This window comes from Mycobacterium colombiense (genome assembly GCF_001672755.1).
GTDB lineage: Bacteria > Actinomycetota > Actinomycetes > Mycobacteriales > Mycobacteriaceae > Mycobacterium > Mycobacterium colombiense_C.
Map to the genome: position 1 here is coordinate 125,741 of NZ_LZKI01000115.1, position 25,252 is coordinate 150,992.

Sequence of the window (25,252 nt, forward strand, 5' to 3'; positions counted from 1 at the left end):
AACGCGGCGTTGGCCCGCCGATCACGTGGTGGATACCTGGTCATGTCACCGTGCTCATGTGCGAGCGGAACCGGCGACCGGACAATCACGCCTGTCCGGCCGGTTCCATAGCTGGTGCGAGGCATTCGTCGGGCGGTTGCCGTTGGGGCTTGCGGCAGTCGTCGCACCGACGTTCGTCGGCTTCTGTGTGATCAACGGCCTCACCTTCTGCGTCGATCTGACCATCCTCACGGGTTTGCGTGGCGCGCTGGGCCTTCCGGTGCCGATCGCGGTCACGGTTGCCTACGTCTGCGCGTTCGCGCTCAGCTACGTGCTCAATCGGATGTTCAATTTCCGGTCCCACGCACCCGTGGGGCCGCAGATCGCGATCTACGTCGTGGTGGTCGTCGTCAATTACCTGGCATTCATCCTCGGGGTGACCACCGCGCTGACCGTCATTGGACTGCAGTATCAGCTGTCGCGGCTGGCGGCGGGCGGGTGTGAAGCGGTGTACATGTACAGCGCGATGAGGTGGGTGGTCTTCCGCCGGTGACCCGCGCGCCGGCCCGCAGTTGTTGGCCGAGGTGTAGCCGGTGCGTGATCTCTTCGCGACGGCGACGAAGGACGCTCGACACGTGACGGTATTCGCGGTCATCGCCGCGCTCGCGGCAGCTGCCTGCATCGGCTACTACTTCGGACGACGCGCGGCCTCGGCCCCGCCGAGCTGGAAGAAGCGAACCAGCCGGGTCGCGCTGAGCAGGCAGGCCATCAACCTGCTCGCGATGATCACCGCGCGCCGGATCCAGCAGCGCTTCCGGGCCGAACGCATCGTCTCCGACGTGGCCGCCAGATGCGGGCTGAGAGTAGTTGCGCCCCTCCAATTTCGACGCGGGGGCATGCTGCGGTTGCGTTCCTATTAAGGTGCACTGGCATGACTGCACTGCACGGCAAAGTGGCGTTGGTGACCGGGGCATCGTCGGGCTTGGGCGCCGAAACGGCGAAATTGTTTTCCGGTGAGGGCGCAACGGTTTTCGGCATCGGTCGTGACGCCGGCCGCTTGGCCGACGTCTTCGAGGGCATCGAACGCGGCGGATTCGCTTCGGTGGACATCGGCTCGGTGCAGGCCTGCCGGGCCGCGGTCGAGCAGTGCGTCCGTGATTTCGGCGGCCTGGACATCCTCGTCAACGTCGCGGGGCGCCACCAGATGCGCCGGACGGAGTCGATGACCGACGACGACTGGGACCAGGACCTTGCGGTCAACCTCAACGGGCCGTTCTACCTGTGCAGGGCGGCGCTGCCTCATCTGCTGAACCGCGGCGGAAACATCGTCAACGTCAGCTCCATCGCCGGAGTCGAGGGCCAGGCGTATTCGGCCGGCTACTGTGCCGCCAAGCACGGCCTGATCGGTCTCACCCGTGCGTTGGCGGTGGAGTACACCGCGGATCGGTTGCGCGTCAACGCGGTCTGCCCCGGCGGCATGCTCACGCCGCAGATTGAACAGTTCAGCGCGCCGGACAATCCCAACTACGACCTGATCATGCGCACAGCGTCGCCGCGCGGGATGATGCAACCCCTCGACGTCGCCAACGTGATCGCGTTCCTCGCCAGCGATGCCGCGGCCGCGGTTCACGGCGCCGTCTATCGCGTCGACAACGGTAAAGGCGCGGGTTGAGAAGTTTCGGCGCAGCCTCGTTACCGGACGACGAGCGCGTCGAACATGAGCGCGGTGCCGGCGGCGGTGGACGCCTGATAAAGCGGTTCCCACCACACCGCCCGCGCGGTGGTCGGCACTCGGTTCATCCGGCGTTCGCCGATGAACCGGTAGGACCAATACAGCGCCACGGCGGCGAATGCAGCCACCCCGATCCAGTTCGCCGCGGAGACCCAGGGGAAGCCGGCGGCGGCCGAAGACATGCCGTGTGAGGGCAGCGTCATGCCGGGCATGTCCATGACCGCCGAATCCGGTTGTGAGTGCGGGTGTGTCGAAACGCCCGGCACGGCTCCGCTCATCAGCGCGTACATCCACGCCATCGCCGCCATCATCGCCGCGTAGTAGCAGGTCTTCAGTCGCTGACGCGATTGCGCCGATGCCCGGACTGCAACGCCGACAAACCAGACGGCGGCCAGCAGGAAAAAGAGCATCGGACCGAGTGCCGGCAGGTCGAGCCCCACGCGCCACACCATCAAGACCATTGCCACCGACATCGTCAGGTGCAGCAGATGAGTGAGTCGGCTCGTCCACCGATCGTGCTGTGCCACAACGAGGTACGCGTACATGGCGTTGCTCACACCGAACAGCACGGTGACGACCCAGCGCATCGCCGTTTCGCCGATCATGGCATGCAACATCGTGACCTGACGAATACTGTCTGCGCTTCGCCCATGGCGCCACCGTACCCCTGCGGGGTATTTGAGCCAACAATCGTCGAGAGTGTCGGCGACGAGCCGGAGAAACCCGGCCGCGGTAACGGTTCGGGCACGTTTCAATCACCCCCCGACACGTCGTGCGGCACGACGCTTCTGGTGGTTGAGAATTCGGGGCATGACGCAATCGCGGGAGTCCGACGATGGCGCGTGAATTCTCGCGGCAGACGTTTCTGCGGGGCGCCGTCGGCGCGTTGGCCACCGGAGCGGTCCTCGGCGCACCCCGGGTCGCCGCCGATCCAAGGGCTACCGGTTGGGAGGGTCTGTCCACCGCCCTCGGCGGGAAGGTTCTGCTTCCCGATAGTCCCCAATTTGCCGGGGCCAAGCAGGTTTTCAACACCAACTACAACGGGCTCACACCCGCTGCGGTAGTCACCCCGACATCGGCGGCCGACGTGCAGAAGGCGATGGCCTTCGCGGCCGCCCACAACCTCAAGGTCGCCCCGCGCAGCGGCGGACACTCCTACATCGGCGCGTCGACCGCCAACGGCGCCATGGTGCTGGATCTGCGCCAGCTGCCCGGGGATGCCAATTACGACGCCGCAACCGGCCAGGTGACGGTGACGCCGGCGACGAGCCTGTACACGATGCACCGGACGCTGGCCGCGGTCGGCCGCGGCGTCCCGACCGGTACCTGCCCGTCGGTCGGCGCCGCGGGACACGCGCTCGGCGGTGGCATGGGAGCCCAATCCCGGCACGCCGGCCTGCTCTGCGATCAGTTGACGTCGGCGTCGGTGGTGCTGCCCAGTGGCCAGGCGGTCACCGCGTCCGCCGCCAGCAACCCGGACCTGTTCTGGGCACTGCGCGGTGGCGGTGGCGGCAACTTCGGCGTGACGACCTCGCTGACCTTCGCCACATTCCCCACCAAGGAGGTCGACGTCGTCAACCTCAACTTCCCACCACAGTCGTTCGCGCAGGTCCTCGTCGGTTGGCAGAACTGGCTTCGCACCGCCGACCGCAACAGCTGGGCGCTGGCAGACGCCACCGTCGACCCGATGGGCGTGCATTGCCGGATCCTCGCGACCTGCCCGGCCGGGTCGGGTAACAGCGCAGCGGCCGCGATCACCCAGGCGGTGGGACTGCAGCCGTCGGGTACCGAGAACCACACCTTCAACTACATGGACCTGGTGAATTATCTGGCCGTCGGCAACCTCAACCCGTCGCCGCTCGGGTACGTCGGCGGATCGGACGTCTTCGCCACGGTCAACGCGGGGGTGGCGCAGGGGATCGCCTCGGCGGTCAATGCCTTTCCCCGCGGCGCCGGCCGAATGCTGGCCATCATGCACGCGATGGACGGCGCCCTCGCCACGGTGGCGCCCGGCGCCACCGCCTTCCCGTGGCGCCGGCAGTCAGCGCTGGTGCAGTGGTACGTGGAGACGGGCGACCCGGCGGCCGCGACCAACTGGCTCAACACGGCACATCAAGCGGTGCAACAGTATTCGGTCGGTGGCTACGTGAACTACATCGAGGCGAACCAGCCGCCGTCGCGTTACTTCGGCCCGAACCTGCCCCGGCTGAGCGCCGTACGGCAGAAATACGATCCCGGCCGCGTCATGTACTCGGGGCTGAACTACTAGCGTCCAAACGCCCGCGGACGCGGCTGCCGAGCGCAACTGACACCCGATGGTTAGCCCGGCTCCGCACTGGGTACTTCCAGTATGTCTGTGGCGAGTTAAGGGGTGGCGAATGGCAATCGAGCACGGTCGTGCACGGTGCCCGCGTTGCATGGCGTGGGCGCAGTACCGCTTTCTTGAGCGCGATGACGACAAGCTCGAGTATCAGGTGGATTGCGACGCATGCGGGAACCTGTACTCCGAGGTGACCATCGCATCGTCGGTCGCCACGCCGGCCGCCTGAATGGCTCACCCGGCTCTCGTTCCACACTGAGGCGGCGGGCGCGACCTGCTACGTTACGGAACCGCCCCCTGGTGTAAGGTCTGGACCGCGAGCTAAGACGCCCCCACTTCGGAGCAGCGCCTAGTGCGCGCAACGCCGTGCAAAACGCGTTGAAAGGGGCGGCGTGAACCAGGTATTGGCGCGAGCCGGCATCTTCCAGGGGATCGCTCCCGATGCGGTCGATGCCTTGGCTCGCCACCTGCAGCACGTATCGTTCCCGCGCAGGCGCACCGTCTTCGTCGAGGGCGAGCTCGGTGACGACCTTTACGTCATCCTGTCGGGCTCGGTGAAGATTCGTCATCAGACGACCGATGGTCGCGAAACAGTCTTCGCGGTGCTGGGCCCCGGGGACGTGTTCGGTGAGCTTGCGCTGTTCGATCCCGGCCCGCGAACCTCGACGGTGATCACCCTGACCGAGGTGGAAGCCGTGCGGATGGACCGGAACGCGTTGCGGACCTGGATCGTCGAACGCCCCGAAATCGCCGAGCAGCTGTTGCGGGTGTTGGCTCGCCGACTTCGGCATACCAACAACACGCTGTGCGACCTGATCTTCACCGACGTCCCCGCCCGGGTGGCCAAGCAAATCCTTGATCTGGCAATGCGATTCGGCACCAGCAACGGAGGCTCGGTGCTGGTCGAGCACCACCTCACGCAGAAGGAACTCGCGCAACTCGTGGGATCCTCGCGTGAAACGGTCAATAAGGCGTTATCGGACTTCACCCAACGCGGATGGATCCGGCAACAGGGCAGGGCCCTCATCATCGACCAACCCGCGAAGTTGGCCCGGCGCGCAAGGGCTTAACGCCCGCATCGCCCAGTTCACGCCCTAGGTGATCGACCAGAACTCCAGCAGGGTCCGCAACGTCGCCACCAGGGGCAGCGGTTGGTCCAGCATGGGATGGTGGCCGGCCTGGGCCAGCTCCACGAAGGGGCCACGCAGCTGAAGCAAGGAGCGGATCCGCTCGGCCATGTCGGACGGCACCAAACCGGCTTCGCAGCGCAAATACCCTACGCGGCAACGCATCGCGGCCAGCATGGATTCCAACGACTCCTCGTCGGCGGGCGTCGGCTCGAGAAACTCACCGCCGAAGATCGCCGGGTCGAACTTCCAAATCCACCCTTCGTCGGTTCTGCGGACCGACTCTCCCGCGATGTGCTGTCGGATGTAGGGCAGGATCAGCTCCTGCGAGGGCACGGCCGTAAAGCGGGCTAGGATCTCATCTTTCGTCCGGTAGTGGTTGTGTTTGCGCCTACGTAGCCGTCCCTCCTCCGGCGCGCGCTCCCACAACGGCGAGTCGATGACCAGCATGCTGTTGATCTGCTGGCTGTAGTGCATCGCTGCCGTAGATACCACCCAGCCGCCCATGCTGTGGCCGATGATCGTCGGCCGCCCGGCGGGACCGGCGGCTGCCGCCGCCGCCATCACCTCGCTCGCCCAGACTCGCAGGTCGTAACTTCCACGTGCGTCGCTGTCGCCGTGCCCGGACAGATCCGGTGCGATCACCCGATGGGTGCGGGAGAAGAACGGCGCGACGTGATCCCACCACCCTGAATGCGCTCCGCCACCGTGGACGAGCACCACCGGAGGTTGGTCGGCATCGCCCCAGACGCGCAGGTGTATGCGGCAACCGTCGACGTCGACGTCACAGTGGTCCGGTTTTTGATCGAGCGCTGTGGTGAACCAAAGTGGTGTCACAGGTATCTGGCGCGGGCGGGAAAACAGTTTCCGACCTCCTGAGGATTCAAACGCTTTGTCTTGATCCAGGTTTCGCTCGACGCGGCCGATAGCGGTTCGTCGGGGCGGGGAAGGCGGAATTCACGAATTGGTCTCGGCCAGCCGCACCGTGACGGTTACCGCTCCCTTTTCGTCCCGCGTGGCGACGGCGTGTCCGGCGCGCTCGGTTTCGTCCAGCCGCAACGTCAGCGGCCCACCGGCGTCGAGGAAGTTCCGCCACCAGGTCTTCGCGTCGGGCATGTTGACGCTGACGACGATGTCGTCGCCGGAACGGCGATAGGCCACCGGGATGCTGTACGTGCGTCCGGAGCGTCGCCCCGTGTAGGTCAGCATCGTGATGTTGCGATTGATCAGCCGGCCGAAGTGGCGCGAGTTGGCCAGCGCGGCTATCGGCGCATTGAAAACAGGCGCGGCTCGCATCAGGAGGCGGCCAAGGTTGTTGGGACTCACGTGAGAAGTATCGCAGCAAATTGAGGCGAGCAGTCGGCCGTGGGAATTCGACGTGATGTCGCCCCGCTTTATGGAGGTAGCATCCCGCGCAGACGCTCCAGCGGCTGCCACAAACGAGGAGGGCGCTGATGACGGCTCCCGTCGACCCTTCGGTGCCGCCCAGCGGCATGGGCTGCGCCGAGTGCGATGAGCACGGTGGTTGGTGGGTGCACTTGCGACGCTGCGCCGCGTGCGGGCACATCGGTTGCTGCGACGATTCGCTGTCTCGCCATGCGACCAAGCACTGGCAGCAGACCGGGCATCCGATCATCCGGTCGTTCGAGCCCGGCGAGGACTGGTTCTGGAACTACGAGGCCAACGACTATTACGACGGCCCCGAGCTGGCGCCACCCGAGTGCCGTCCCGAGGACCAGTCGGTCCCCGGGCCACGCGGGCGGGTGCCGCATAACTGGTTCGAGCTGCTCCGCCATCGAGACGGCTGACCCGTTGGTCCCGTAAAGCCTCGCGTGGCGGGTGCGCTGGTCCCGGTTTAAGCTTCTAATCCCGATACCAGGCGAAAGGCGTTCTCCGATGCCAGAGGTCGATCGTGGCTCGCCGTTGGTATTTCACGCCTCCATCGTATGCGTCATCGCCGATCAGCTTCGTCGTGTGCAGTCCCGGCACGGTGGTCGCCCGCAGCCGATTCGATGGTGATCCAGGATCGTGAACATGCCGATGCCGGGCAGCCCTCGGCTTGGGCACCCCTTCGCGACCGCGTGTACCGCAGCCTGTTCATCGCACAGCTGGCCTCCAATGTCGGCACTTGGATGCAAAGTGTTGCGGCCCAATGGTTCTTGGTGGAAAAGCACAGCAGCGATGTCATCGTGGCACTGGTCCAGACCGCGAGCCTCGGACCGACACTGGTACTAGGCCTATTCGCCGGCGTGCTGGCCGATCTGTTCGACCGGCGGCGGCTGCTGTTTGTGCTGCAGTCGTATGCGGTGCTGGTCGCCCTGGCGTTGGCGGTCCTGACCTATTTGGGCCGGATGACCCCGGCGTCGCTGCTGATGTTCACCGTGGCGATCGGCTGCGCGTCCGCATTGGCCGGGCCGGCCTGGCAGGCGATCCAGCCCGAGGTGGTCCCGCGCGAACAGATACCCGCTGCCTCGACTCTGGGCAGCGTCGCAGGCAATGCCGCCCGAGCGATCGGACCGGCTGTCGGTGGAGTCGTGGTCGCCTTGTCCGGACCCGCGGCCGCCTTCGCGATCAACGCGGTGTCGTTTGCGGGAATCATCGTCGCCCTTGCGGGGTGGAAACGCTCGAAACAACTGGCCCCGCTGGAAAGAGAGCATTTCGGCCACGCCATCCTCACCGGCCTGCTCTATGTCAACAACAGCCCCATCTTCCGCAGGATCCTCTTGCGCGCAGTGCTTTTCCTGTTCCCGGCGTCGGCCGTGCTGGCTCTGTTGCCGGTGGCCGCGGCACACCGATGGCACCTGGGCGCCAGCGGTTACGGGGTGGCGCTGGCGGCGATCGGCTTGGGAGCCGTGCTTTCCGTGGCGTTCGCCGCGCGGTTACGCCAAAAGGTTTCCGATAACATCCTGCTCGCCGGGTCCGCTGCCGTGTACGGGCTAGCGCCGCTGGCGGTGGCCTGGCTGCCGTTCGCGGCGGCGACGCCGATTCTGGTGCTCTCCGGCATGTCGTGGCTGATCACCCTGACAACGTTGAACGCCGCGGCGCAGCTCTCGTTGCCGCGCTGGGTTCGTGCCCGCGGCCTGGCGGTGTATCTGCTCGTCGCGACGGGATCTCAGGCGATCGGCTCCTACGTCTGGGGTGCGGTCGCCACGCGGGCGGGATTACACATTGCGCTGATCGGATCGGCCATTGCGCTCGGCGTAGTCGCCTTGAGCATTTTCGTCCTTCCGTTGCTGCCCTGCACCGGGACCCTGAGCGTCGACGTTTCCACCGCCTGGCCGTCGCCCACGCTCGTGTTCGAACCATGTCCCGCAGACGGCCCGGTGCTGGTCACGGTTCGCTACCAGGTTCCGCCCGCGAACCTCGATGACTTCACCGACGCGATGCGCGCGGTCAGACGGTCACGACTGCGCACGGGCGGACACAGTTGGCGGCTGTATCACAGCGTCGGACAGGCCGATACGTTCCTCGAAAGATTCACGGTGCCGTCCTGGACCGAATTCGAGCGCCAGCGCACCGAGCGTTGGCTGGAACACGACACCGATGGCTTCACCAAGGCGCTGGGTTATACCGTCGACCGCACCCGACAGCACGAGTACTTCCTCGCGCTGCGCCTGCGCCGATGAAGCTTTGAGCGGTGCTGCGGAGCCGACGAACCGGTTGACATAACGCGGAAACCATTGGTGGCAGGCGATTTAACCACCGTATGCCGACTGCGCGGCGCCCCTCTTTGGCATTACTCAAGCCGCGATGCGAATGCGGGGCATTTCGCGCCCCGGCTCCGATGAGAGATTCGGCAAGCCATGCTGTACAGTTCTCGACGACCGGCTACGGAACTTGAGTTCCGTCTATCTTCCGGGGGTTCGCAGGGGCGTTTGGGCGAGGATGCCCCGCCGCTGCCACGGCCGCGCGACGAGTGAGAGGGAGGCAACGGATGCTCGGCATTGCGCGCAGAGCATGGATTCCCCTGCTCCTCGTCGTCGTGATCGCTGTCGGTGCCTACGCGGTGATCCGCATCCGTGACACGTTCGGCACCCACGGCGGCGTCACGAGCGGCGAAGGCGGTGGCGACAACACGAAACCGTTTCACCCCAAGCACATCACGTATGAGATAACCGGTTCACCAAGCGGTACGGTGAACGCCAATTACCTCGACGAGAACGGTCAGCCCCACCTCGTCGAAGCAGCCCCGTTACCGTGGTCGTTCACCATCGTGACCACGCTGCCGTCGATGTCGGCCAATATCGTTGCTCAGGCCAGCACCGAGGTACACGCGCTTCGGTGTCGTGTGATCGTCGATGACCAGGTTCGTGACGACCGCAAAACCAGTGACTACCAACCGTTCATCTACTGCTTGGTGAAATCCGTATGAGCAACCCGCAGCTGCAGCCCCGGCTCCCCAGGATCCCTCGGCTGCTTCGTGGCCTGTCGTTACCGATCACATTGGGCTGGTTGTTCATCGCCGTCGCCCTGGGCGTGCTGTCGCCGTCTCTGGACGACGTGGCGGCCCAGCACTCGGTGCCGATGACCCCGCGGGATGCACCGGCGTTCAAGTCGATGATGCACATCGGTGAGAAGTTCAAGGAGTTCAATACCGACTCCACGGCGATGGTGGTCCTGGAAGGTCAAGACAAACTCGGCGACAGCGCGCATGACTTCTACAACCGCATCGTCAGCAAGTTGAAGGACGATCGCGCGCACGTGCAGAATGTCCAGGACTTCTGGGGCGACCCGCTGACCGCGGCCGGCTCGCAAAGCCCGGACGGCAAGGCGGCCTATGTGCAGGTCTTCCTCAATGGTGCGCAAGGTACGACTCCCAGCCACGAGTCGGTCGCCGCCGTCCGCAAGATCGTCACCGACACGCCCGCGCCACCGGGAGTCAAGGCTTACGTGGCCGGTAACACGGTGCTCAACGCCGATACCAGCATCGTCGGCCATAAAAGCATGGCGACGATGGCACTGGTATCCATCGTCGTCATCTTCGTGATGCTGCTGGTGGTGTATCGGTCGATCGTCACAACCATCCTTTGCCTGGTGGTGATCGGCATCGAACTCTTTGCGGCGCAGGGCGTTACCGCGACCGCGGGCAATCTCAACATCATCGGCCTCACGCCGTATGCGGTCAGCATGGTCACCATGCTCAGCATCGCTGCGGGAACCGACTATGTCATCTTCCTGCTGGGCCGCTATCACGAGGCGCGCTCGATCGGCCAGAGCCGCGAGGAGGCGTTTTACACGGCCTACCATGGCGTGTCGCATGTCATCCTGGGCTCGGGCCTGACCATCGCGGGTGCCTGCCTGTGTCTGACGGCCGCGCGGCTGCCGTATTTCCAGACCATGGGATTGCCGTGTGCCATCGCGCTGCTGGTGATCGTCTTCGCGGCACTGACGCTGGCGCCGGCGGTACTTGCGGTCGGGTCGCGCTTCGGTTTGTTCGATCCCAAACGCGCTGTCGACGTCCGTGGTTGGCGCAAAGTGGGTACCGCAGTGGTGCGCTGGCCCAAGCCGATCATCGTCGTCACCGCCGCTGTCGCGGTCATCGGATTCATCAGCCTGTTGACGTATGTGCCCAACTACGACGACCAGAAGTTCACGCCCAAAGATATGCCCGCCAACGTCGCGATGACAGCGGCCGAACGGCACTTCTCCCAAGCCCGCATGAATCCCGAACTGCTGATGGTGGAAGCAGATCATGACCTACGCGACCCGGCGGACATGCTCGTCATCGACCGAATCGCCAAGAGCGTCTTCCACCTTCGCGGTATCGAACGCGTACAGACGATCACCAGGCCGCTTGGTGCGCCGATCGAACACAGCTCGATTCCGTTCCAGATCGCGATGCAGAACTCCGGCACACTGCAGACGGCGAAGTTCATGAACGACACGATGGCCAACATGCTCGAGCAGGCAGACGAGCTGGATAAAACGATCGCCGTCATGGAGCACATGTACGGCGTGATGAAAGAACTCACGGCGACGACACACAGCATGGTCGGCAGGACGCACGAGATGGTCGACACCACCAACGAATTGCGCGATCACATAGCCGATTTCGATGATTTCTTCCGGCCCATCAGAAGCTACTTCTATTGGGAAAAGCACTGCTTCGATATCCCCGTGTGTTGGTCGATGCGTTCTCTCTTCGATGCGCTCGACGGCATCGACGAGCTCTCCGACCAGATATCGGGGCTCACCATCGATCTCGACCATATGGATCGCCTGATGCCGCAGCTGCTGGCCGACTTCCCGAAGACCATCGACTCGATGAAGACGATGCGTAACTTCATGCTGTCGACCCATAGCACGATGGCCGGCATCCAGGCCCACCAGCAGGAGGGTGCCGAAGGCTCGACGCTGATGGGACAGTACTTCGACGAAGCCAAGAACGACGACTCGTTCTACCTGCCGCCGGAAGTCTTCAAAAACCCCGACTTCGAACGCGGCCTGAAGATGTTCGTGTCGCCCGACGGCACCGCCGTGCGGTTCATCATCACCCACCAGGGCGACCCCGCTTCGTTCGAGGGAATCAAGCACGTCGCCGGCGTCAAGGACGCGGTCGCCGACGCCATCAAGGGAACTCCGCTGGAGAGCTCGAAGGTGTATCTGGCCGGGACCGCCTCGATGTACAGCGACATGCAGGAAGGCGTCATCATCGACCTACTGGTCGCCGGCATCTCCTGCCTGATCTTGATCTTCGGGATCATGTTGATCATCACCCGCAGTGTCGTCGCCGCGTTGGTCATCGTCGGCACGGTGGCCGCATCCCTGGGCACCGCCTGCGGCTTGTCCGTACTGATGTGGCAAGACCTCATCGGGCTCGGCGTGCAATGGATCGTGCTGCCCCTGTCGATCGTCATCCTGCTGGCCGTGGGATCGGACTACAACCTGCTGCTGGTCTCCCGACTCAAGGAGGAGATCCCCGCCGGGCTCAACACCGGCATCATCCGCGGCATGGGAGCCTCCGGCCGGGTCGTCACCGCCGCCGGGCTGGTGTTCGCTTTCACCATGGCGTCGATGATCGTCAGCGAGCTGCGCGTGATTGGACAACTCGGCACCACAATCGGCTTGGGCCTGCTGGTCGACACCTTGATCGTGCGCTCCTTCATGACCCCGTCGATCGCGGCTGCACTCGGGCACTGGTTCTGGTGGCCGATCAACACCATCCGGATGACCAGGCAGAAAAATCGAGAACATCGCGACGACGATGCGCACACCGCACCGATCCCACAGCTGACGGCAAGGTGAAACACGCCGGCGGGTCTGCCAAGCTGTCGACAACGACATCGTTAGTTGACAGACCAGGACCCATGGCAGAACTTGAATCGAAACTTCGCCAGCGCACCGAGGGGCGCCTGGATCGATCCCGCGATCCTGCGATCCTTGACGCCGCTTTGGCGGCGCTGTCCGAGCACGGGTATGACGCGGCGAACATGAACGACATCGCGGCACAGGCCGGCGTCGGCAAGGCCGCAATCTATCGGCGGTGGTCATCGAAAGCCGCGTTGATGACGGACGCCCTCATTTACTGGCGGCCTGACCTGCTCAAGGACGACGCCCCCGACACCGGCAGTCTGGCCGGCGACCTCGACGCCGTCGTCAGGCGCGCCAAGCGCAGTGACAATTCCCTGATCACCAATGACCTTGTGCTGCGAGTTGCCTTGGAGGCCGCGCACGATCCCGACCTCGCCACCGCGCTCAACGACCTGATCCTGTTCAAGGGCACACGCGTGCTGTCGGCCGTGTTGGCCCGAGCCGCAGACCGCGGCGAAATCTCAGCCACCCGGGACTGGTCGTTGGTCGCCGACGTCCTGACCGCAATGGGTCTGTTACGCGTTATCAGCGGAAAGAGCGTCGACGCGAAATTCATCCGGCAGGTGATCGATACGCTGATTCTCCCCGCGGTGCAGACCCCAGACGGCGGGCGCGACGTCAGCAAGCGGTGAAATCGGTTCGACGCCGGACTGCCCGGATCAGGTTGCGGCGGCTAGTAAGTCGCGCACCGCGCTGTCGACGGTGCCCAGTAGGTCGGGGTCGATGCCGGTACGACCGCGGACCAGTATCGAGGCGCTGTTGGCAGACGGCAGCCCCTCGGTCGGGCCGAGGCCGTCCGGGAACTTGCCGATCATCGGCAGCAGTGCCACGCCGAGCCCCGACCGCACCGCCGCGTAGAGGCCGGACAAATCGCTACACTCGGCGGTGATCTCGTACTCGATTTGGTGGGTTTCCAGAATTGCGAAGGCCGGCTCGCGCAATGTGCACGGCTCGGCGAAGATCACCAGCGGCAGCGGCTCGCGCGGGGAGATCGTCAGCGTGCGCGCTGAAACCCATTGCAACCGCACCAATCCCGACGCGTTAGCGCGGTCCAGACCCGCCCCGTCCAGCATGACGGCCAGATCTACCGAACCTCGATCGATCGAGTCGGCCAGCGAGACATTCCGGTCCAGCCGGAAACGCACCCGCAGGTCGGGGAGTCGCTCTCGCAACACCCGGGACAGGCCGGCCAGCATCACATCGGCGCCGTGTTCGGTGGCGCCGATGGTCAGAACCTTGTGTTCGGCGGCGCCCAGGTCGTCGAGCGCGGTGTCGTGCGCGGCCAATATCGTGCGGGCATGTCGCAGTGTCTTGTGGCCGACATCGGTGAAAACGATCCCGCGTCCCGAGCGTTGCACTATCGGTTCGCCGATGACGGCTTCGATCCGGCGCAGATGCTGGCTGACTGCGGATTGGCTCAAGTGTAGAGCGGCGGCGGCACGGTGGAAACCGCCGCAGTCGGCGACGGCGACAAGGCTGCGCAGCGGCGCGATATCGAGCACCTGGGCCATAGCAGCACTGTAATCCGATCAGGGCGTCTAATCAATCATCCTCATTATTACCCGGATTATCGCCCCTGGTAACACGACCGATAAGGCTATGCGTTCAATCGTGATCGCCAATAATCGTTGGACTGCGTCGGTCGATCACGCGAACATGGGTGCCATGTCTTTGCCGCGCATGCCTGCGACCACCGCCTCGGCGGTGACGTTCTTTTACGCGCTGGGATATCCCATTGGCACGCTGGCGGTAACGGCGATGACGCCGATGGCCGCCCTGGTGCTGCGGTTCAGTTTGGCCGCAATGATTCTGGCGATCTGGTCGCTGCTGGGCAGGGCCCGCTGGCCGCGGGGAGCGCAATTCGGCCACGTCCTGGTCACCGGCCTGCTGATCCAGGGCGTGCAATTCTGCTGCCTGTACGAGGCCGTTCAGCTCGGCGCGCCGGCGGTGCTGTGCGCGGTGGTGATCGCAATGAATCCGGTGGCCACCGCGATCCTGGCGGCGATGTTCCTTCGGGAACCGCTCGGTCCGTTGCGCGTGATTGCGCTGGTGCTCGGCGTCGTGGCGGTGCTGGCCGCCTGCTCGCACCGCCTGATGAGCACCCGCGGCGCCGACCCGGTCATCGTGTTGCTTGTCGTTGGGCTGCTTGGCCTTTCGGTGGGCGGTGTTTATCAACAGCGATTCTGCACCGGTGTCGACTTCCGGGTGATGAGTGCCATGCAGAATGCCGTTGGGTTGATCCCCGCGTCGGCGCTCGCGATGGTCACGCCGTTTGCCGTGCACGATGGCCTCAAGGCGGTGATCGCGGTCAGCTGCATGGTGTTGTTGAACGCCACGCTGGCGGTGAGTCTCTACGTGCGTGCTATCAACGCCCACGGCGCGACGGCGGTCGCGATGCTGTTCGCCGTCATCCCCGCGGTGGCCGGCGTGCTGTCGTGGATCATCCTGGGCCAACGTCCCGATGAGGGCATTGCTGTCGGGCTGGTGCTGGGCGGACTCGCCTGCTGGATCAACACCCGGGCATCCGGCCGGCGCCGAGCAGCGAGCGCGAGCACGCCCCCCGCCACGCTGCCGCAGGTCGAACTGCAGGACGCACCGCACTGAGATCCCGCCCGCCTGCTGCCGCGAGGCCCCGTCAATAGGCGTGTCCACCATCCGCCCATCCGCCGCAGTCGATCTGTGACAATGCACCCTGCGGAACATTCAACGGAGGCATGGTGGACTCGGACAGCGGGCGGCGTATCGGATCACGGTGGGTAGCGGAGACGGTGGCGGTACTTGCGACGGCGGTCGCATTCACCGGCCCTGCGGTGGCCCGCGCTGACGTGCAACTGTGCAATCCGGCGAGTGTAGATGCGAATCAAATGTGCCATTTCGATGCCTCGGGCCCACTCTCGGACATCAGCATGGTGTTTCCGGCCAATTACCCCGATGAGCAGGCGATGATCGGCTATCTGACCAAGGTCAACGACGATTTCGGCAACGCTCGCGGGCCGTTGAATACGTTGAAATCGCCTACCGCGCTGAAGGTTACCGGCACGCGATACAGCTCAGGTCCGCAAGCGACGGGTACCCAGTCCGTGGTGACCGAGGTCTATCAAAACCTCGGCGCCGCTCACCCTCTGGTCTGGTACAAGTCCTTCAACTACAACCTGGCCAATCAGCAGCCGATCACCTTCGATTCCTTGTTCCAGCCGGGAACCCAACCGCTGCAGGCCATCTTGCCGATCGTGCAGAAGACCCTCGCCGACCGCTACCGGGCGGCCGTATCGATACCGCCGGCCACCGGACTCGAGCCGGCGAACTACCAGAGTTTCGCGATCACCAACGACGCGATCGTGTTCTTCTTCGACCAAAACGCGCTGCAGCCGGCGATGGAGGCCACCCGAGTATCGGTGCCGCGCAGCACGATCGCCTCGATGATCAGTCCCGGCATCGCGTAATCGGCCGCCATAGTGGTGCAACTGCGGGAGGCTTCATGACCAGTGGCGACCAGCGAGCCGATGAACAAGCCATTCGTGCCCTTATCGATGAGCAGGTAAAAGGTTGGGCCGCAGGTGATCCAGCGGCCTACACCAGCGTCTTCACCGCCGACGCCGACTACATCACCTTTCTGGGCAGCCGTTATACGGGGCGTGACGCGATCGCGGCATCGTATGTTCGGCTGTTCCGAAGGCTGCTCAAGGGAACACGGCTGCTCGTAGACATCATCGAGGTCCGATTTCTCACCCCCGACGTCGCGCTGGTCCATGCGAACGCGGCGGTGGTCAAAGGGGCGCGACGGCGTAATCGGCGCACCGCCCGCGTGAACACCAGTGTCGCCGTTCGGGCAGACGGCCGCTGGCAGCTCGCCTCTTCGCAGAACACCACATACCGGCGGGTCGCTGAAGCACTGATGGCTAAATTGTTTTCCTGACCGTTGCCGCCCGACTAGCGTTGTGTGGTCATGAGAGTGCGAATGGCGACACCGCAGGATGCCGATGCGGTGGCGGAAATCTACCTGCCCTATGTGCGCGACACGGCGATTTCCTTCGAGGCGTCGCCCCCAGATGCCGAAGAGATGCGGTCGAGGATCACCACAACGCTCGCGCATTTACCCTGGCTCGTCGTTACCGATGACGAGCGCGTCAACGGGTTTGCGTATGCGAGCCCGCATCGGGCGCGCGAGGCCTACCGATGGTCTGTCGATGTGTCGCTGTACCTGGACGAGTCGATTCACCGCCGCGGGCACGGACGCAGGCTCTACGCGGCGCTGGTCAATGTGCTTGTCGCGCAGGGCTACATCAACGCCTACGCGGGCATCGCGCTACCCAATCCCGCCAGCGTAGGGCTGCACGAAGCGCTGGGCTTCACACCGGTAGGCGTCTTTTCCGGCGTGGGCTTCAAGCACGGAACATGGTGGGATGTCGGCTGGTGGCATCGCCGGCTGGTCGACCCGCCCCCGGCCCCGGCCGACCCGCTGCCCTGGTCCCGACTGTCCGATCAGGCCCTCGGCGCCGCGCTCGCGGCAGACACCCGATAGCTGGTCAGGGGACGGGCCCGGCGCTCCTGACCATACCGCGTGTGGCACAACGGTTTTACGGCAGCTCGACCTTGCTGGCCAGCCAGCGGCCGTCCACCTTTTCCATGGTCATCTTGACCCGGCTGCGGTCGAGCTGTGGCGCCGGTGCGGTCCCATTGCTCACCGACTGATCGACGAACAGCACGACGTCCACCTTGTCTTCGGTCGCAGACTGGACCGCGGCGTCGATCACACTGCCATGCGCCGCTGCCTTGTTGTCGATGAGCGTCTGACGCAGCTGGGCACTGGATTTGGTGTACATGTCCTTGAATTCACCAGTGGAGCCGTCGAGCACATCGGTGAAGTTCTTGTCAATCGCATTGGTGTCCACGCTGGTCAACGTGATGATGTACTTTTTTGCGGCTTCGAGCGCCTGGGCGGCGGCGACATCCTTCTGGTGATGCTGAAACACCAGCCAGCCCTCGTAGCCCGCACCCGCGAGAACCGCGGCCAACACGCCGGCCGCCGCCCAGCGAGTGACGTTGACTCGGCGTCCCGTTCGGCCATCGAAGTGCACATCGTCGGTGCCGGCCTCGTCTTCGCCGCGCGCCTCGTCCGGCACGGCCGTGTCCGCGTCGTCACCGTCCACGTCGGGCGTAGCGTCGTCCGGCGCCGTATCTTCTTCGGCCCCATCGGCTTTTGCCGTTGTGGGCGCTGGAGGGTGCGGCACTTCGTCTCCGACCCCCTCCGCGGCGAGGCGGAAGCGATTCACCAACCACGTTCCCGGGTTGCCGACTGTTCGTAGCGATGGGCGAGAGTTCATCAGTTGCATGCGCCGGAGTCACGAAGCGCGTTCGCCCAGCCGGCGGCCGAGACGATGTTCGCGTGGGTGACTCCTGACGGATCCTTTCTCTTGATGCTGTCGCTGATTCGCGACAGCTGAAATGCCAAGTGCGTCATCGATTCACCGCCGTACACCGGCGAATACGGCCCGAAGTTGTCGGGTTGATTGGTGATGATCAGCGGCTTCACCCGAGGTGCCAGGAAGGCCGTCGACTGGTCGATATTGGCGACCACGGCGTGAGCGTTCCCCTGCACGCCACCGACCGAGTAGTCGTCGTGCTGGTCACCGAGGTACCGGTTGAAGTCGTTGATCTGGCCCATCAGCGGATCGAATTGCGATTTGAACCATTGGCAGGAGTCCGACATTCCGCCGATCATCTCCGGTGTCACGCGTGCCGTGAATGTGCTGTAGGGCCAGATGTCGAAATTCGGCGACCAATCGCTGGGCGTCGGCGTGAACACCGGCAACGGGGGTGGGGGCTGACCCGGATTGGCGGCGGCCTGCCCGGCGAGTGCGATGGCGGCCACGAGCGCCGGTCCGGCGCACGCCAGCCCGCTACCTGCCCGCCGCAACCTCGTCAGATTCATTCGCTCTTCCCCGAGAAATACGATATCCCGCGGTCACCGAATACCGAACCACCAACCGCATCGACGAAATCATCATTAACATCTGCGTCTAGGTAGCCGATCTTCTCGCGAAGTCGACAAGACGTCAAGCGGCCGCGACCAGGAAAACTGTGCGATGAGCACCAGTCATAACGCGTACGTGTGCCCCCTTGCGGACGCGGGGAAAGGCCCATTCTGTTAACCGAGACCTTCCGCAGAAGCTGAGCAGCGGTTAACATAGCCGCCCGTGGGGGCACAACGAACGTTCACCGACGAACATCGCTACCTGCGAGTGATCACCGTGGGGCGCATCCGGCGATGACCGCCCAGGACGACCGCTCGCTCAACCACGGAGCGCCCGACAGTGTGGCCACTATCCAAGAGTGGTCCGCCGGATACGTCGTGCGGCACCCCCTCGCATCACTCAACACCCTCGGCGAGCAGTACATCCTCGCGATACGCACCGTCGAGTACTGCATGGTCGACCTGTTCACCGGGCGGTTCCAATGGGCTGAGTTCATCCGACAGGGCGCGTTCATGGCTGCCACGGCGGTGCTGCCGACGGTGTTGGTGGCGCTGCCGATCGGAGTGACGCTCTCCATCCAGTTCGCCCTGCTGGCCAACCAAGTCGGCGCGACGTCACTCGCCGGGGCTGCCAGTGGACTCGCGGTCATCCGGCAGGCCGCTTCGCTGGTGGCCGCGGTGCTCATGGCATCCGCCGTCGGCTCGGCCATCACCGCAGATCTCGGCTCCCGCACCATGCGCGAGGAGACCGACGCCATGGAGGTCATGGGAGTCTCGGTGATTCGCCGCTTGGTCGTGCCCCGCTTCGCCGCCGCCATCATGGTCGGTGTCGCCCTGACCGGAATAACCTGCTTCGTAGGGTTTTTGGCCAGCTACCTCTTCAACGTCTATTTCCAGCGCGGCGCACCGGGAAGCTTTGTAGCGACGTTTGCGTCGTTCGCCACCACGGAGGACATGATCGTCGCGCTGCTCAAAGCCGTGATCTACGGCGCGATCGTGGCGGTAATCGCCTGCCAGAAAGGGTTATTCACCAAGGGCGGCCCGGCGGGTGTCGCGAACTCGGTGAACGCCGCGGTGGTGGAATCGATCCTGGTACTGATGATCGTCAACGTCGGGATCAGTGAGCTCTACAACGCGCTGTATCCCAGGACGGGGCTGTGACATGACGGCATCGGTCTACGTCCCCACGCTGGCCCGCCCGATTGTCGGCGCCTATCGGGCGGCGGCCGCCCCGACCATGCGGTTGGGGCACATGCTGGTGTTCTTCGGGCGGGCCGTGCTCGCCGTTCCCTCGGTGCTGCGCCAATACCGCACGGAATTCCTGCGATTGCTGTCGAACATCGCGTGGGGCAACGGCTCGATCGTCGTCGGCGGCGGCACGGCCGGTGTCGCGGTGGTGCTCGGGTTCACCGCGGGCGCACTGGTCGCCGTGGAGGGTTACAACTTCCTCAATCTCCTCGGCCTGGGGCCCGCCACCGGCATCATCTCCTCGCTGGTCAACACCCGTGAACTGGCGCCGATCATGGCTTCGCTGGCTTTCGCGATGCAGGCCGGCTGCCGGTTCACGGCGCAGCTGGGTGCCATGCGCATCGCCGAAGAGATCGATGCGCTGGAATCGCTGGCCATCCGCCCGATCCCGTTCCTGGTCACGACGCGGCTCATGGCTTCCGTCATCGCAGTGATCCCGCTCTACATCGCCTGCCTGGCCGTGACCTATCTGACGTGTCAGGTCGTCGCCGAGGTGATCAGCGGAGGATCCGTCGGTCCGTACCTGCACTACTTCACCATGATGCTGAGCGCCAAGGATATCGCCTATTCGGTCGTCAAGTGCGTTGTCTTCGTGTGGCTTTCGTCGACCGTGCAGTGCTACTACGGCTTCTATGCCTCGGGCGGCCCCGAGGGCGTCGGGGTGGCCGCCGGGCGTGCCATGCGGGCGAGCATCACAGTGGTGATCATGGTCAACATGTTGCTCACGATGGCGTTGTGGAGTATCGACGCCGGCGCGAGATTCGGTGGCTGAATGCCGAATTCACTGGACTTCGACGGGCGGGGCCCCTCAGACCATCAGCTGCTCGCCATGGGCGTCGCCGTGCTGCTGATAGCGGGACTGGTCACGGGCAGCCTCCTGCTGAAGTCCACCGGCCGGCTCAACGATTACATCCGCGTCGTCGCCGAGCTGACGAACGTGGGCGACGGATTGCCCGCCCGCTCCGACGTGAAATACCACGGGCTGCTCGTCGGTGCCGTCGACAACGTCATACCGGCCGCCTACGGCAAACCCAACTATGTGCACATCAACCTCAAACCCGAATACGCCAGCGACATTCCGGGTGCGGTGACCGCGCGTGTGGTGCCCAGTAACGTATTCGCGGTCTCGTCGGTGCAACTCGTCGACGGCCGCCCGAGTCCGGGCATCCGCAGCGGGGCACGCATCCCCGAAGACGCGCAGCTTTCGACGGTGATCTTCCAGACCACGATCAGCAAGCTGCGTGACATCCTCGCCTCGACCGGCCGGGGCCGCGAAGACCACAGCCTGGGAATACTGGCCGCCGTCGCGGCCGCCACCAATAACCGGCGCGGCGCGCTGCTCACCGCCGGTGCGCAGATGACGCGGGTGCTCGATGAGCTTAACGGCATCGTTACCACCGACCCCGGGCCGTCCACAGTCTCCGCGCTGCTGGATGCCACCCGGGGCCTGCAGTCCACGGCGCCCGACCTCGTCGACGTTCTGAATGACGCGGTCAGACCGATGCAGACCCTGGCCGAAAAGCGCGAACAGTTCCGATCTCTGGTTACCGGTTCGCACCACACCTTCGGGGTGAGCCGGCAAGCGTTCGACAACCACACCGATCAGCTGATCGAGATGACGCAGAACCTCACACCCGCCCTGGGTGTGTTCGCGCTGCACAGCGACAAGTTCGTGCCCATCTTCACCAGGCTGAACCGGTTGTCCGACAAGTTCTTCGAAGAGGTGTGGGATCCCGAACTCGACACCGGGAACATGCGGGTCAATCTGGCACTCACCCCGACATACACCTACACGCGCGCCGACTGCCCGCGTTATGGGCAGCTGCTCGGACCGAGTTGCTATACCGCCCCGACGATCGCGGTGCGCCCCGACCTGCCCGAGGTTCTGCTGCCGCAGAACTACCACCCGCCCGCGGATCTGGCGCCGCCCCCAGGGACCCAGATCGGGCCCGACAACAACCTCGTTCCCGTCGGACCGCCGCTGTACAACCCCAACCCGAGCCTGCAGGACCCCAATCCGCCGTTGCCGTGGTGGCCGTGGCCGACCGGCCCGGCTCGCCGGGTGCCGGGAACCGCCGATCCCGACGACGCGCCACCCCCTGCGGGTCCGCCGTCGGCACCAAGCCCGGGGCCGCCCGGTGCCGTCGCACCATCGGGTTACGGCGGCAACGTCGGTCCGGTTGGTAGCCAACACGAGCGGGATCAACTGGGCTGGATCACCGGCCAGGGACGGTCGGCGTCGGTGGCGACGCAGTTGTTGCTCGGCCCGGTCGCGCGCGGTACGGCGGTCTCGCTGAAGCCCCAGCAGCAGCCGACGGGTGGGCCGAAATGAAGGTGCGGGGCCCCCTGATCGGCCTGTCGATGTTCATGGCGCTCGCCATCGCCGTGACGTGGATGGTGTACGCCACCCTTCGGCGAGACGTGGCCGGGCCGACCACCGGGTACGCGGCGACGTTCACCGACGTTTACGGGCTCCGCATCGGCGATGACGTCCGGATGGCCGGCGTGCGGGTCGGCCGCGTCGAAAACGTGGAACTCACCGGCAAATTGGCGAAGGTCTCGTTCATCGTCGAAAACGAGCAGCAGTTGTACGGCAATACGGTTGCGTCGGTCACCTACCAGAACATCATCGGGCAGCGGTATCTGGGCCTGTCGCTGGGCGAGATCGGCGACCGGGGCCCGCTCCCGGCCGGGAGCGTGATACCGGTGCAGCAGACCGACCCGTCCTTCGATGTCGGCAAGTTGCTCAACGGTTTCGAGCCGCTGTTCACCTTGCTCAACGCCAAGGACGCCGACGACCTGACCAAGGGCGTATTGCAGTCGCTGCAGGGCGATCAGGCGTCCATTCCGCTACTGGTGGAGCAGACTTCGACGATCACAAGAACGTTGTCCGCACGCGATCAATCCCTGGGCGATCTCATCAGCAGCCTCACCAAGGTCACCGACACCGTCGCCCGCCAAGACGACGACCTTGATCACGCGCTCGACCAAACACGCGATGCGGTAACCAATTTCGACGACCGGCGTGCATCTTTACAGGACTCGGTGGGATCGATCGCCAAGGTGACCCGTCGGCTCTCGGCGATCGCCGACGACGTGGATCCGTCGTTGAACGACCTCATCACCCGAGAGCCCGGGTTCAGCAAGCACATGGTCGGCATCGAACCTCAGCTGGCATTCACCGGAGACAACCTCCCGCTGTTACTCAAGGGCTTCGCACGAGCCGTCAGCGAGGGTTCCTACGGCAATGCCTACGCGTGCGATCTGAACGCCGCCGGTTTCTTCCCCGGTCTCAACGACATCACGACCTTCATCGTCAACGCGGCCACACCGGGCAACGCGTACCCGATCACCACCAAGAACCTGGGGTGGCATACCCCGCGATGCAGGAACATGGCCAATGGCTGAGTCGTTGAAGGCCAGGTGGGCGCGGCGCCGTCCGCTGGAGTCGTACAACAGGGCCTGGCTCGGGCTGGCGGGACTGGTGTTGGTCGCCGTCCTCGTCGTGGCGGCATTGGGAATCAAGTTGCTCGGTGTCGGCTACACCCACTACACCGCTGAATTCTTGCAAGCCGCCACGCTGCGGCCCGGAAATCTCGTCACCATCGCCGGCATCGAGGTCGGACACGTCACCAGCATGAAGCTTGATGGCGATCACGTCGAAGCCGGGTTGAGCGTGCGTGACAACGTCGCGCTGGGCAAGGACACCCGAGCGGTGATCAAGGTGATGACGATCCTCGGTTCGCGCTATCTCGAGCTGGTGCCTGACGGCCCGGGTTCGCTGCCGGGCAAGACGATCGGCCTGGCGCACACCGAGGTGCCCTACGACCTGCAGTCGCTACTCGAAGACGCCACCACCACGTTCGAGCAAGTCGATTCCGACCAGTTCGCCCAGTCGCTCGGGGTGCTGGGCAAGCAACTCGGCGGGGTGCCGCCACTGATTCCGCAGGCGGTCGCGAATCTACAGACGCTGTCGACGATCACCGCCGACCGTCGAGGCCAGCTCGGCACGCTACTGAAAAGCACTGAGCGAGTAGTCAATACCCTGCGGCGCCAGCAGACCAACATCGGACACCTGATGGATCAGGGGCAGGACCTGCTCGGGCACCTGGTCGCCCGCGAAGCCACCTTCCATGCCATGTTCGCGGGGCTGACGGACCTCGTCGACCAGCTCGACAAGATCGTGGTCAACAACCGACCGATGCTCGACGAGTTGTTCGCCAACCTGCACGAACTGACGAACATGGTCGGTCAGCACGACGACCTGCTGCGCAATCTTCTGCAGGTCGCCCCGATAGCCCTGCGCGGCCTGACCAACGCCACCGGCTACGGACCGGTCGTCGAGTTCAACCTGCCGAACGGGCTGGCGATCGATTCGTGGATGTGTGCGATCAGCGGTCGCGCCAAGGAATTCAAGATGATCCAGTATTTCAAGGACTGCAAATGATCTCCGGCAGGCGCAAACTCATCGTCGTGGGTGCCGCGGTGGCGGCGCTGGCGGCCGTCGCCATCGGGGTGGTCGGCCACTACGTCAAGTCACGCCTGGACACCATCACTGTGACAGCGCAATTCGACAGCGCTGCGGGACTTTACGAGGGCAACGTCGTCGCGGTGCTCGGCATGCCGGTCGGCAAGGTCAGCAGGGTCACGTCCAAAGGCAGCTACGTCGAGGCCGAGCTGACGGTGGACAAGAAGGTCAAAATCCCTGCCGCCGCCCACGCGGTCACCATCACCACCTCCATCCTCACCGACCGGCAGGTCGAACTCACCCCGCCCTACCGGAGCGGCCCGGTGCTGAAGAACCACGACACGATCGGACTGACCCGAACCAAGACGCCCGTGGCGTTCGACCGCGTCCTCGACATGCTCGACAAGGTATCCAAATCGCTGAAGGGCGACGGGAAGGGCGGCGGTCCCATCGCCGACCTGACCGACTCGGCCGTCGCCATCACCGACGGCAACGGCAAGGAAATCCTGTCGGCCCTCGACGAGCTCTCCAACGCTCTGCGGCTCAGCTCCGAGCGTGGCGGGACCACCCGCGAGCAGCTGACCACGATCATCACCGATCTTAGCTCGATAACCGAAGCCGCCGCACGCAATGACACCAAGGTGCGCCAATTCGGTTCCACGACACGGCAGCTCGGCCAGATGCTCGCCGACGAGAAGCTCGGCACCGGCACCACCGGCCGCACCATCAACAGAATCCTCGATGAAGTGACCACACTGCTCGAGCAGAACCGGGACAACCTCAAACAGGCGGTGCGCAACGGCGACACCGCCGCCAAGACGATCGTCGAGGATCAGCGCGGGGTTTCCGAAATGCTGGACGTGCTCCCCATGACGCTGGAGAACCTGTACAACACCGTCGATCAGAACAACGGTGCGATACGGGTGCACGGGCTGCTCGACAAGGCCCTGACCGACAGCCAGTCCGCCAAGGAGCTCTGCAATCTCATGCACTTGCGCCAACTCGGCTGCAGCACGGGCACACTGCAGGACTACGGCCCCGACTTCGGCCTGACCTACATCCTCGACGGTCTCTCGGCGATGGGGCAGTAATG

The 25,252-nt window shown here is 64.7% G+C and carries 27 protein-coding genes; 21 read left to right on the forward strand and 6 right to left on the reverse strand.

Annotated features, from left to right (window positions below):
- Positions 1–58: 58 nt before the first annotated feature.
- Genes A5708_RS15875 through A5708_RS15885 form a run of 3 tightly spaced genes read left to right on the forward strand, consistent with a single transcriptional unit; the run spans position 59 to position 1,651 of the window.
- Complete coding sequence (locus tag A5708_RS15875) at positions 59–532, forward strand: GtrA family protein (RefSeq protein WP_065029531.1); 474 nt, start codon at positions 59–61, stop codon at positions 530–532.
- A 40-nt stretch (positions 533–572) separates the two neighbouring features.
- A complete protein-coding gene (locus A5708_RS15880; RefSeq protein ID WP_231117926.1) occupies positions 573–899 on the forward strand; it encodes a hypothetical protein in 327 nt (108 codons plus the stop codon).
- Between the two features lie 11 nt (positions 900–910).
- The gene (locus A5708_RS15885) at positions 911–1,651 is read left to right on the forward strand and encodes an SDR family NAD(P)-dependent oxidoreductase (RefSeq protein ID WP_065029532.1); all 741 of its coding nucleotides are present in this window, start codon (positions 911–913) and stop codon (positions 1,649–1,651) included.
- Positions 1,652–1,671: 20 nt separating this feature from the next.
- On the opposite strand, the gene A5708_RS15890 is transcribed toward A5708_RS15885, so the two are convergent.
- On the reverse strand, positions 1,672–2,316 hold the full coding sequence (locus A5708_RS15890; protein ID WP_065029597.1) for a DUF5134 domain-containing protein: 645 nt from the start codon (positions 2,314–2,316) through the stop codon (positions 1,672–1,674).
- A 230-nt stretch (positions 2,317–2,546) separates the two neighbouring features.
- Between A5708_RS15890 and A5708_RS15895 the strand changes: the two genes are divergently transcribed.
- The 3 genes from A5708_RS15895 (at position 2,547) to A5708_RS15900 (ending at position 5,101) form a co-directional block, all read left to right on the forward strand.
- Entirely contained in the window at positions 2,547–3,980 is a 1,434-nt protein-coding gene (locus A5708_RS15895) for an FAD-dependent oxidoreductase (protein ID WP_065029533.1), read from the forward strand.
- Between the two features lie 109 nt (positions 3,981–4,089).
- Positions 4,090–4,260 (forward strand): hypothetical protein, encoded by a 171-nt coding sequence (locus A5708_RS26885; RefSeq protein WP_155766040.1) that lies wholly within the window; start codon positions 4,090–4,092, stop codon positions 4,258–4,260.
- 163 nt (positions 4,261–4,423) lie between these two features.
- On the forward strand, positions 4,424–5,101 hold the full coding sequence (locus tag A5708_RS15900) for a Crp/Fnr family transcriptional regulator (protein WP_065029534.1): 678 nt from the start codon (positions 4,424–4,426) through the stop codon (positions 5,099–5,101).
- A 24-nt stretch (positions 5,102–5,125) separates the two neighbouring features.
- Here A5708_RS15900 and A5708_RS15905 read toward each other — a convergent pair whose 3' ends face one another.
- Entirely contained in the window at positions 5,126–6,022 is an 897-nt protein-coding gene (locus tag A5708_RS15905; RefSeq protein ID WP_065029535.1) for an alpha/beta fold hydrolase, read from the reverse strand.
- Positions 6,023–6,115: 93 nt separating this feature from the next.
- Positions 6,116–6,454, reverse strand: a complete 339-nt coding sequence (locus A5708_RS15910; RefSeq protein WP_065029598.1) for a nitroreductase/quinone reductase family protein — start codon at positions 6,452–6,454, stop codon at positions 6,116–6,118.
- A 158-nt stretch (positions 6,455–6,612) separates the two neighbouring features.
- On the opposite strand from A5708_RS15910, the gene A5708_RS15915 reads away from it, so the two are divergent.
- From A5708_RS15915 to A5708_RS15935, 5 genes are all read left to right on the forward strand, one after another.
- Entirely contained in the window at positions 6,613–6,966 is a 354-nt protein-coding gene (locus tag A5708_RS15915) for a UBP-type zinc finger domain-containing protein (RefSeq protein ID WP_065029536.1), read from the forward strand.
- 204 nt (positions 6,967–7,170) lie between these two features.
- A complete protein-coding gene (locus tag A5708_RS15920; RefSeq protein WP_065029537.1) occupies positions 7,171–8,784 on the forward strand; it encodes an MFS transporter in 1,614 nt (537 codons plus the stop codon).
- Between the two features lie 308 nt (positions 8,785–9,092).
- Positions 9,093–9,530 carry an MmpS family transport accessory protein gene (locus A5708_RS15925; protein WP_196772654.1) on the forward strand — a complete coding sequence of 146 codons (438 nt, stop codon included), beginning with the start codon at positions 9,093–9,095 and terminating at the stop codon, positions 9,528–9,530.
- On the forward strand, positions 9,527–12,403 hold the full coding sequence (locus A5708_RS15930; protein ID WP_065029538.1) for an RND family transporter: 2,877 nt from the start codon (positions 9,527–9,529) through the stop codon (positions 12,401–12,403). The genes A5708_RS15925 and A5708_RS15930 overlap by 4 nt, the downstream gene beginning before the upstream one ends.
- A 62-nt stretch (positions 12,404–12,465) precedes the next feature.
- The gene (locus tag A5708_RS15935; protein ID WP_065029539.1) at positions 12,466–13,101 is read left to right on the forward strand and encodes a TetR/AcrR family transcriptional regulator; all 636 of its coding nucleotides are present in this window, start codon (positions 12,466–12,468) and stop codon (positions 13,099–13,101) included.
- A 27-nt stretch (positions 13,102–13,128) separates the two neighbouring features.
- Here the strand turns inward: A5708_RS15935 and A5708_RS15940 are convergent, their stop codons facing one another.
- Positions 13,129–13,980, reverse strand: a complete 852-nt coding sequence (locus A5708_RS15940; RefSeq protein ID WP_065029540.1) for a LysR family transcriptional regulator — start codon at positions 13,978–13,980, stop codon at positions 13,129–13,131.
- A 169-nt stretch (positions 13,981–14,149) separates the two neighbouring features.
- Here A5708_RS15940 and A5708_RS15945 point away from each other — a divergent pair, with 169 nt between their 5' ends.
- The 4 genes from A5708_RS15945 to A5708_RS15960 all read left to right on the forward strand — a co-directional run bounded on the left by A5708_RS15945 (position 14,150) and on the right by A5708_RS15960 (position 16,991).
- Entirely contained in the window at positions 14,150–15,073 is a 924-nt protein-coding gene (locus A5708_RS15945) for a DMT family transporter (RefSeq protein ID WP_231117927.1), read from the forward strand.
- 110 nt (positions 15,074–15,183) lie between these two features.
- The gene (locus tag A5708_RS15950) at positions 15,184–15,912 is read left to right on the forward strand and encodes an esterase (RefSeq protein WP_065029541.1); all 729 of its coding nucleotides are present in this window, start codon (positions 15,184–15,186) and stop codon (positions 15,910–15,912) included.
- Positions 15,913–15,947: 35 nt separating this feature from the next.
- The gene (locus A5708_RS15955) at positions 15,948–16,385 is read left to right on the forward strand and encodes an SgcJ/EcaC family oxidoreductase (protein ID WP_065029542.1); all 438 of its coding nucleotides are present in this window, start codon (positions 15,948–15,950) and stop codon (positions 16,383–16,385) included.
- A gap of 42 nt (positions 16,386–16,427) precedes the next feature.
- Complete coding sequence (locus A5708_RS15960; RefSeq protein ID WP_065029543.1) at positions 16,428–16,991, forward strand: arsinothricin resistance N-acetyltransferase ArsN1 family B; 564 nt, start codon at positions 16,428–16,430, stop codon at positions 16,989–16,991.
- Positions 16,992–17,046: 55 nt separating this feature from the next.
- Here the strand turns inward: A5708_RS15960 and A5708_RS15965 are convergent, their stop codons facing one another.
- A complete protein-coding gene (locus A5708_RS15965) occupies positions 17,047–17,802 on the reverse strand; it encodes an Mce protein (protein ID WP_065029544.1) in 756 nt (251 codons plus the stop codon).
- On the reverse strand, positions 17,793–18,401 hold the full coding sequence (locus A5708_RS15970; RefSeq protein ID WP_065029545.1) for a hypothetical protein: 609 nt from the start codon (positions 18,399–18,401) through the stop codon (positions 17,793–17,795). The genes A5708_RS15965 and A5708_RS15970 overlap by 10 nt, the downstream gene beginning before the upstream one ends.
- A gap of 336 nt (positions 18,402–18,737) precedes the next feature.
- Here A5708_RS15970 and A5708_RS15975 point away from each other — a divergent pair, with 336 nt between their 5' ends.
- From A5708_RS15975 to A5708_RS16000, 6 genes are read left to right on the forward strand one after another with little or no spacing between them, the layout of a single operon-like run.
- A complete protein-coding gene (locus A5708_RS15975) occupies positions 18,738–19,604 on the forward strand; it encodes an MlaE family ABC transporter permease (RefSeq protein WP_065029546.1) in 867 nt (288 codons plus the stop codon).
- Position 19,605: 1 nt separating this feature from the next.
- Positions 19,606–20,463, forward strand: coding sequence for an ABC transporter permease (locus A5708_RS15980; RefSeq protein ID WP_065029547.1), 858 nt, complete (start codon positions 19,606–19,608; stop codon positions 20,461–20,463).
- On the forward strand, positions 20,464–22,023 hold the full coding sequence (locus A5708_RS15985; protein ID WP_065029548.1) for an MlaD family protein: 1,560 nt from the start codon (positions 20,464–20,466) through the stop codon (positions 22,021–22,023).
- On the forward strand, positions 22,020–23,099 hold the full coding sequence (locus A5708_RS15990) for an MCE family protein (RefSeq protein WP_065029549.1): 1,080 nt from the start codon (positions 22,020–22,022) through the stop codon (positions 23,097–23,099). Before A5708_RS15985 ends, A5708_RS15990 begins: the two co-directional genes overlap by 4 nt.
- A complete protein-coding gene (locus tag A5708_RS15995; RefSeq protein WP_065029550.1) occupies positions 23,092–24,138 on the forward strand; it encodes an MCE family protein in 1,047 nt (348 codons plus the stop codon). The genes A5708_RS15990 and A5708_RS15995 overlap by 8 nt, the downstream gene beginning before the upstream one ends.
- Entirely contained in the window at positions 24,135–25,250 is a 1,116-nt protein-coding gene (locus A5708_RS16000) for an MCE family protein (RefSeq protein WP_065029551.1), read from the forward strand. The genes A5708_RS15995 and A5708_RS16000 overlap by 4 nt, the downstream gene beginning before the upstream one ends.
- Positions 25,251–25,252: the final 2 nt, after the last annotated feature.

Bases quoted from the DNA above. Each gene is read 5' to 3' on its own strand.
- A5708_RS15925 (WP_196772654.1), top strand. From the start codon at position 9,093: ATGCTCGGCATTGCGCGCAGAGCATGGATTCCCCTGCTCCTCGTCGTC.
- A5708_RS15945 (WP_231117927.1), top strand. From the start codon at position 14,150: ATGCCTGCGACCACCGCCTCGGCGGTGACGTTCTTTTACGCGCTGGGA.
- A5708_RS15980 (WP_065029547.1), top strand. From the start codon at position 19,606: ATGACGGCATCGGTCTACGTCCCCACGCTGGCCCGCCCGATTGTCGGC.
- A5708_RS16000 (WP_065029551.1), top strand. From the start codon at position 24,135: ATGATCTCCGGCAGGCGCAAACTCATCGTCGTGGGTGCCGCGGTGGCG.
- A5708_RS15995 (WP_065029550.1), top strand. From the start codon at position 23,092: ATGGCTGAGTCGTTGAAGGCCAGGTGGGCGCGGCGCCGTCCGCTGGAG.
- A5708_RS15955 (WP_065029542.1), top strand. From the start codon at position 15,948: ATGACCAGTGGCGACCAGCGAGCCGATGAACAAGCCATTCGTGCCCTT.
- A5708_RS15890 (WP_065029597.1), bottom strand. From the start codon at position 2,316: ATGATCGGCGAAACGGCGATGCGCTGGGTCGTCACCGTGCTGTTCGGT.
- A5708_RS15950 (WP_065029541.1), top strand. From the start codon at position 15,184: ATGGTGGACTCGGACAGCGGGCGGCGTATCGGATCACGGTGGGTAGCG.
- A5708_RS15895 (WP_065029533.1), top strand. From the start codon at position 2,547: ATGGCGCGTGAATTCTCGCGGCAGACGTTTCTGCGGGGCGCCGTCGGC.
- A5708_RS15940 (WP_065029540.1), bottom strand. From the start codon at position 13,980: ATGGCCCAGGTGCTCGATATCGCGCCGCTGCGCAGCCTTGTCGCCGTC.
- A5708_RS26885 (WP_155766040.1), top strand. From the start codon at position 4,090: ATGGCAATCGAGCACGGTCGTGCACGGTGCCCGCGTTGCATGGCGTGG.
- A5708_RS15965 (WP_065029544.1), bottom strand. From the start codon at position 17,802: ATGCAACTGATGAACTCTCGCCCATCGCTACGAACAGTCGGCAACCCG.
- A5708_RS15960 (WP_065029543.1), top strand. From the start codon at position 16,428: ATGGCGACACCGCAGGATGCCGATGCGGTGGCGGAAATCTACCTGCCC.
- A5708_RS15975 (WP_065029546.1), top strand. From the start codon at position 18,738: ATGACCGCCCAGGACGACCGCTCGCTCAACCACGGAGCGCCCGACAGT.
- A5708_RS15930 (WP_065029538.1), top strand. From the start codon at position 9,527: ATGAGCAACCCGCAGCTGCAGCCCCGGCTCCCCAGGATCCCTCGGCTG.
- A5708_RS15985 (WP_065029548.1), top strand. From the start codon at position 20,464: ATGCCGAATTCACTGGACTTCGACGGGCGGGGCCCCTCAGACCATCAG.
- A5708_RS15915 (WP_065029536.1), top strand. From the start codon at position 6,613: ATGACGGCTCCCGTCGACCCTTCGGTGCCGCCCAGCGGCATGGGCTGC.
- A5708_RS15935 (WP_065029539.1), top strand. From the start codon at position 12,466: ATGGCAGAACTTGAATCGAAACTTCGCCAGCGCACCGAGGGGCGCCTG.
- A5708_RS15920 (WP_065029537.1), top strand. From the start codon at position 7,171: ATGGTGATCCAGGATCGTGAACATGCCGATGCCGGGCAGCCCTCGGCT.
- A5708_RS15885 (WP_065029532.1), top strand. From the start codon at position 911: ATGACTGCACTGCACGGCAAAGTGGCGTTGGTGACCGGGGCATCGTCG.
- A5708_RS15910 (WP_065029598.1), bottom strand. From the start codon at position 6,454: ATGCGAGCCGCGCCTGTTTTCAATGCGCCGATAGCCGCGCTGGCCAAC.
- A5708_RS15990 (WP_065029549.1), top strand. From the start codon at position 22,020: ATGAAGGTGCGGGGCCCCCTGATCGGCCTGTCGATGTTCATGGCGCTC.
- A5708_RS15970 (WP_065029545.1), bottom strand. From the start codon at position 18,401: ATGAATCTGACGAGGTTGCGGCGGGCAGGTAGCGGGCTGGCGTGCGCC.